7 protein-coding genes are annotated in these 5,114 nt (G+C 63.5%); 6 read left to right on the top strand and 1 reads right to left on the bottom strand.

Features of this window, described 5'->3' with window-relative positions; genetic code table 11:
• Nucleotides 1-692 (top strand): autotransporter domain-containing protein (locus MOV75_RS26980; protein ID WP_247006901.1); only part of this gene is annotated, 692 nt, incomplete at its 5' end.
• 8 nt (nucleotides 693-700) lie between these two features.
• Here MOV75_RS26980 and MOV75_RS26975 read toward each other — a convergent pair.
• Complete coding sequence (locus MOV75_RS26975; protein WP_247006900.1) at nucleotides 701-1,741, bottom strand: LysR family transcriptional regulator; 1,041 nt, start codon at nucleotides 1,739-1,741, stop codon at nucleotides 701-703.
• 71 nt (nucleotides 1,742-1,812) lie between these two features.
• On the opposite strand from MOV75_RS26975, the gene MOV75_RS26970 reads away from it, so the two are divergent.
• The 5 genes from MOV75_RS26970 to MOV75_RS26950 all read left to right on the top strand — a co-directional run.
• On the top strand, nucleotides 1,813-2,430 hold the full coding sequence (locus MOV75_RS26970; RefSeq protein ID WP_246926720.1) for a hypothetical protein: 618 nt from the start codon (nucleotides 1,813-1,815) through the stop codon (nucleotides 2,428-2,430).
• Nucleotides 2,417-3,037: a GNAT family N-acetyltransferase gene (locus tag MOV75_RS26965; protein WP_246926729.1), complete on the top strand. Its 621-nt coding sequence runs from the start codon at nucleotides 2,417-2,419 to the stop codon at nucleotides 3,035-3,037. Before MOV75_RS26970 ends, MOV75_RS26965 begins: the two co-directional genes overlap by 14 nt.
• 25 nt (nucleotides 3,038-3,062) lie before the next feature.
• A complete protein-coding gene (locus MOV75_RS26960) occupies nucleotides 3,063-3,626 on the top strand; it encodes an isochorismatase family protein (protein ID WP_247006898.1) in 564 nt (187 codons plus the stop codon).
• A gap of 30 nt (nucleotides 3,627-3,656) precedes the next feature.
• Complete coding sequence (locus MOV75_RS26955) at nucleotides 3,657-3,827, top strand: hypothetical protein (protein ID WP_246926733.1); 171 nt, start codon at nucleotides 3,657-3,659, stop codon at nucleotides 3,825-3,827.
• Nucleotides 3,828-3,992: 165 nt separating this feature from the next.
• The coding region (locus MOV75_RS26950) for an aspartate aminotransferase family protein (protein ID WP_247006897.1) at nucleotides 3,993-5,114 on the top strand (1,122 nt) is incomplete at its 3' end.

Below are 5,114 nucleotides of genomic sequence, written 5' to 3'. Positions count from 1 at the left end.
TGGCCCCCGGCGTCAATCTCGGCTTCTCCGTCGACCAGAGCCACACCGACGTCGACGTGCCGTTGGCGCTGCAGTCGGCGACGCTCGACCTGACTCAGATCGGCTTCAACGGCTCGGTCGACAAGGGCCCGTGGACCTGGGCCTTCGCGGTGGTGCACGGTTTCGGCAAGGTCCGTTCCAGCCGCGACACCGGCCTTGGCTTTGCGAGCGCGAGCTATCGCGCCGCGGTCGACGGCGCGCTGACCGAGATCAGCTATTACTGGACCAAGGACCAGATGCGCATCGTGCCCAAGGGCGCGCTGGAATATGTGCGCGCCACCAGCGCGGCGTTCCAGGAGGCCGGCGGCCTCGACCCGCTCAACGTCGGCTCGACCGCGCTCTCACGCGCGCGCATCATGATCGGGGCCGAGATCGGCCGCTACTTCGTCATCGACCAGAAGATCCTGGATCTGTCCGCCTACGGCAAGTTCGTCGACAATTTCCACCAGGACCTTGGCTCGATCCAGGTCAGCCTGGGACCTCAGAGCATCGTCGTTCCCGGCATCGGCGAGAGCCGCTACGGCGCGGACGCCGGCGCCTCGGCTTCGCTGAGCCTGACCAGCGTGGCGCGGCTCTACGTCAATTACGACGGCAAGTTCCGCAACGAGCTGACGTCCCACCAGGGCACGGTCGGCTTCGAGTACCGGTGGTGAGCTGAAGCTTACGCCGGCGTCGCCGCGACATATCCCGTCAATCCAAACCCCTCGCGCGCGGCGGTCATCATCGGCACCAGCGCGTTCGGATGGATGAACTCGTCGCGGAAGCAGGGATAGGACTTGGGATCGAAGATCTTCTTCAGCCAATCGACCACGATCTTGTGGCGCTCGGAGGTTCGGAATTCCTTGTGATAGGTGAGCCAGAGATCGGCATGGTGGCTGACGCCGAGATCGACGGCAACGAGAGGCGCGCCGAGCGCGATCGAGACCGTCGGCAGGAAGCCGATGCCGGCACCGCGCTCGACGGCATAGAGCACGCCGACTGAGGAATTGGTCTTGATTCCGACGATGCCCTCGAGCGACTTCAGCCCGAGCACGCGGGCGTAGGCGCCGTCGTCGACCTGCGGCGCGCTCTGCTTGACGATGCGGTGATTGTTCAGCTCGGCCAAGGTCGCCGGCACACCGTAGAGGTTTTCGTACTCCTTGGAGACGAAGGGATAGATGTGCAGGCGCCCGAGCTTGGCGACGATCAGGTCGGGATTGGTCGGCGACTCGAGCTGGATTGCGATGTCCGATTCAAGCCGCGCGACGTCAGCTTGCTCCATCGCGCAGCGTAAGTCGACGGTGATCCTGCGGTAGGTCTTCTGGAAGTCGATCAGTCGCGGCAGGATCCAGAAATTGCCCGGGCCTTCCGTAACCGCGACGCGCACGGTCCCCGAGGTGTCGTTCGACGATCGCGAGGCGCGTCGGAAGACGTTGAAGGCGTGACGCTCCATATGCGTGACGTCGGCGATCATCGCGGTGCCTTCGTCGCTGAGCGTGAGTCCGCTCTGGTCGCGCAGGAACAGCTTGCAGCCGATGCTCTCTTCGAGCCGGTCGATCCGGCGCATCAGCGTGGTGGAGGTGAGCCCGAGCTCCTCGGCGGCATTGCGAAAACTTTTATATTTTGCGCAAGCTAAAAACAATTTCAAATCGTCCCAGGACGCGCCCAGGGCTTCTTCACGGTGCTGCATCATCGCAGCACCCCGGTGCAATAACTGCTGCATACTCCTGATCTCCAGCCGCTAAGCTCATTGGCATAGCGGGGCACGAAAGCCTCGAACGATAGAGGCGTGATATGGGTATGGAAAGGGGTTCGTTTGCCGCAAGGCATGAATTCGATGCCTTGCCGCTCAGCCCGGATGTCGATGTCCGCTGCGCGCAATTTTCCGAAATTGCCGCGCTTGCGCAGATGGCGCACCGGCTGGTGCCGGGCGTGCGGATCGGGACAGCCGACCTTGCACGATACTTCACGTTCGATCCCCAGAGCATCCTGACGTTCAGCCGGAAGGGCCGTCTCGTCGGCGGCATGGCCTTCCTGTTTCTCAATGACCGCGGGCACGATGCTCTTCTGCTCGACGAGATCTGCCTTACTGCGCCCGAGACGCACTATCTCGCTTCCGCGAAGGAAGACGTCGCCGCCATCTACATCTGGGCGATCGCGGCGACGGGGCGCGGTATCGCCGGTCTCGGCAAGGCTGCGGCGCATCTGCGACAGCTAAGGTTTCGCAACGCCGATTGCTATGCGCAGCCGTCAACGGTGGCCGGACGCGACATCATGAAGGCGACCGGCTTTGCGCCGGTCCCGAGCTTTCAGCCCGATCTCTGGTGCTACGAGCGGCCCTGGCATCGGCAGCCGATGCGCATGCCGGGCGCGATCATCCAAGCAAGGAGTTTTGCAGATGCATGGTACTAGGATTCCTGTCGCCAAGCCCTGTTCCCGCGCCATCACCATCCGCCTCGCGCGCGATCCCAGCGATCTCATGCTGGTCACAGCCATCCGCTCCGCGGTCTATCTCGCCGAGCAGGATTGTCCATTCGAGGAGGAGTTCGACGGTAATGACATGGTCGCCGCGCACTTCATCGGCTTCGTCGGCAACGAGCCTGCGGGCTGTCTGCGTGTGCGCTTCTTCGGCGATTTCGCGAAGGTGGAGCGGCTCGCGGTGCGTCACCAATACCGGCGCTCGCGCGTCTCGTTCAAGCTGGTGCAGGCCAGCGTCGACTACGTGAAGCGCAAGGGGTTTCGCAAGATCTACGGTCAGGCGCAGGACAGGCTGGTCGATTTCTGGGCCCATTTCGGCGCCAAGCCGCTCGGCCACAATCGCAAGATCACCTTCTCGGATTTTTCCTACACGGAAATGCTGCTGGAGATCGAGCCGGGCCCGGACGCCATCACGCTCGACAGCGATCCCTATGTGATCATCCGTCCCGAGGGCGATTGGGACCGGCCGGGCGTGCTCGACGCCTCGGCGGGGCGGGCGGTGTCCTCACCACTGCGGGACCTCGCGCTCGCCGACCGCTGAAATTGGTGCAGCTCTGCGCAATACGATGCTGGCTTCTATCCACGATGATCCGCCGATCCTGGTCTGCGCGGATCTTCAGGTCGAATACCTGACCCCCGGGCGCCGCCACGTTATTCTCGACGGCGACGCCACCACGGCGCGTTGCCTGGAACTGCTGACGCTGTGGCGCGGCAATCTGTGGCCGGTGATGCATCTGAAACGCATCGCGCAGGCCGCCTGGTTCAATCCGGCATCCAGGCTGACCGATTGGATCGCGCACACCAAGCCGCGGCCGGGAGAGATGACATTCGAGCACCCGCTGCCGTCCGCCTACAGCTCGTCGCGGTTTGTGGACTATATGTCTAATATCCGCGCCATGCGCTGCATTCTGATCGGTTTTTCCCTGGACGAGACCATTCTGGCCACTGCCGTGGACGGGTTTCACCGCAGCCATCGCTATCACGTGGTCACAGATGCCGTGGCTTGTCGGACGCCAGGTATGGGCGATGCCGCCGCCTACAAGCATGCGGTAGTGAATGTCATCGGGAACTTTGCTACAGTCCAGTCCAGCGCCGAACTGATCAGAACCAGCGGCGCCGTCGCGCTGTAGGCGGCCGCGACCGGCGGACGGGGTGAGAGATTGTCACGGGGAGACGAGCTCAAGGAGCTGGCGAGCGATCTGTCGCATGCCGCCGAGACGGCGCGCAGGCTGGGTCTGCCGACGACGGCCTATCTGCTCTCGATGGCGCTGGTGGAGGTGAGGGAAGCCGCTGCCGGTGCCGATGGCGGGCATGACGACGACGCTGCGTGAGAGCTGCCCAAATCCCGACATGCGGCTTTGTGCAACGCTGCTGAGCGCTTGCTGCCGACGAATTGGCGTTGCAAGCTTCGCGCTGTCGCAATAGCCAAGGTACTTGATCATCGAGTGATGACGCTGGCTCTGCCTGCGACGTCACGCTTTCAAGGATCTTCGCAAATGTCCATGCTGCCCAATTCGCAAGAGGCCCGGGATGTGGCCTATCAGCTCCATCCCTACACCAACGCGCGCACGCATCAGCAGGCCGGTCCGCTGGTGATCGAGCGCGGTGATGGTCCTTATGTCTTCGATGCGTCGGGCAAGCGCTATTTCGAGGCGATGGCCGGCCTGTGGAGCGTCGGGCTCGGCTTCAACGAGAAGCGGCTGGTCGAGGCCGCGCACAAGCAGATGCTGGCGCTGCCGTTCTATCACACGTTTTCCGCCAAATCGCACGGGCCCTCGATCGACCTTGCCGAGAAGCTGGTGGCGCTCGCGCCTGTGCCAATGAGCAAGGTGTTCTTCACCAATTCCGGCTCGGAAGCCAACGACACCGTGTTGAAGCTGATCGCCTATCGCTCCAACGCGCTCGGTCAGCCACAGCGCAAGAAGGTGATCAGCCGGATGCGCGCCTATCATGGCGTCACCATTGCCTCGGCCAGTCTCACGGGCCTGCCGAACAACCATCGCTCGTTCGACCTGCCGCTGCCGAACATCCTGCACACGGGCTCGCCGCATTTCTACAAGGACGGCGCCCCCGGCGAGAGCGAGGAGGCGTTCGCGACGCGCCGGGCGGAGGAGCTCGACGCCCTGATCCAGAAGGAAGGGCCCGATACGATCGCGGCGTTCTTCGGCGAGCCGGTGATGGGCGCGGGCGGCGTCATCGTGCCGCCGGCGACCTATTGGGACAAGATCCAGAAGGTCCTGAACAAGTACGACATCCTCTTGGTCGCCGACGAGGTGATCTGCGGCTTCGGCCGCACCGGCAAGATGTTCGGCTGCGAGACCTACGGTATCAAGCCCGACGTGCTCGTGGTCTCCAAGCAGATTACCTCGAGCTATTTTCCATTCTCGGCGATCATCATGAACGACCGCATGTTCGAGCCGATCGCTGACGAGAGCAACAAGATCGGCGTGCTCGGCCACGGCTTCACCGCGGGCGGCCATCCGGTCGGCTCGGCGATTGCGCTGGAAAACCTCAAGATCATCGAGGAGCGCGGTCTGGTCGCGCATGCCGCCGAGCTCGGCGGCTACATGCAGGGCCGCTTGCGCGAGCTCACCAGCCATCCGCTGGTCGGCGAGGTC

This window comes from Bradyrhizobium sp. PRIMUS42 (assembly GCF_023006515.1).
Lineage (GTDB): Bacteria > Pseudomonadota > Alphaproteobacteria > Rhizobiales > Xanthobacteraceae > Bradyrhizobium.
The sequence above is the reverse complement of the archived record's forward strand: the minus strand, read 5'-3'. Positions and strand labels throughout refer to the sequence as shown.

Coding starts and splice junctions, on each gene's coding strand:
- MOV75_RS26975 (WP_247006900.1), bottom strand. CDS start 1,741: ATGCAGCAGTTATTGCACCGGGGTGCTGCGATGATGCAGCACCGTGAA.
- MOV75_RS26970 (WP_246926720.1), top strand. CDS start 1,813: ATGGGTATGGAAAGGGGTTCGTTTGCCGCAAGGCATGAATTCGATGCC.
- MOV75_RS26965 (WP_246926729.1), top strand. CDS start 2,417: ATGCATGGTACTAGGATTCCTGTCGCCAAGCCCTGTTCCCGCGCCATC.
- MOV75_RS26960 (WP_247006898.1), top strand. CDS start 3,063: ATGCTGGCTTCTATCCACGATGATCCGCCGATCCTGGTCTGCGCGGAT.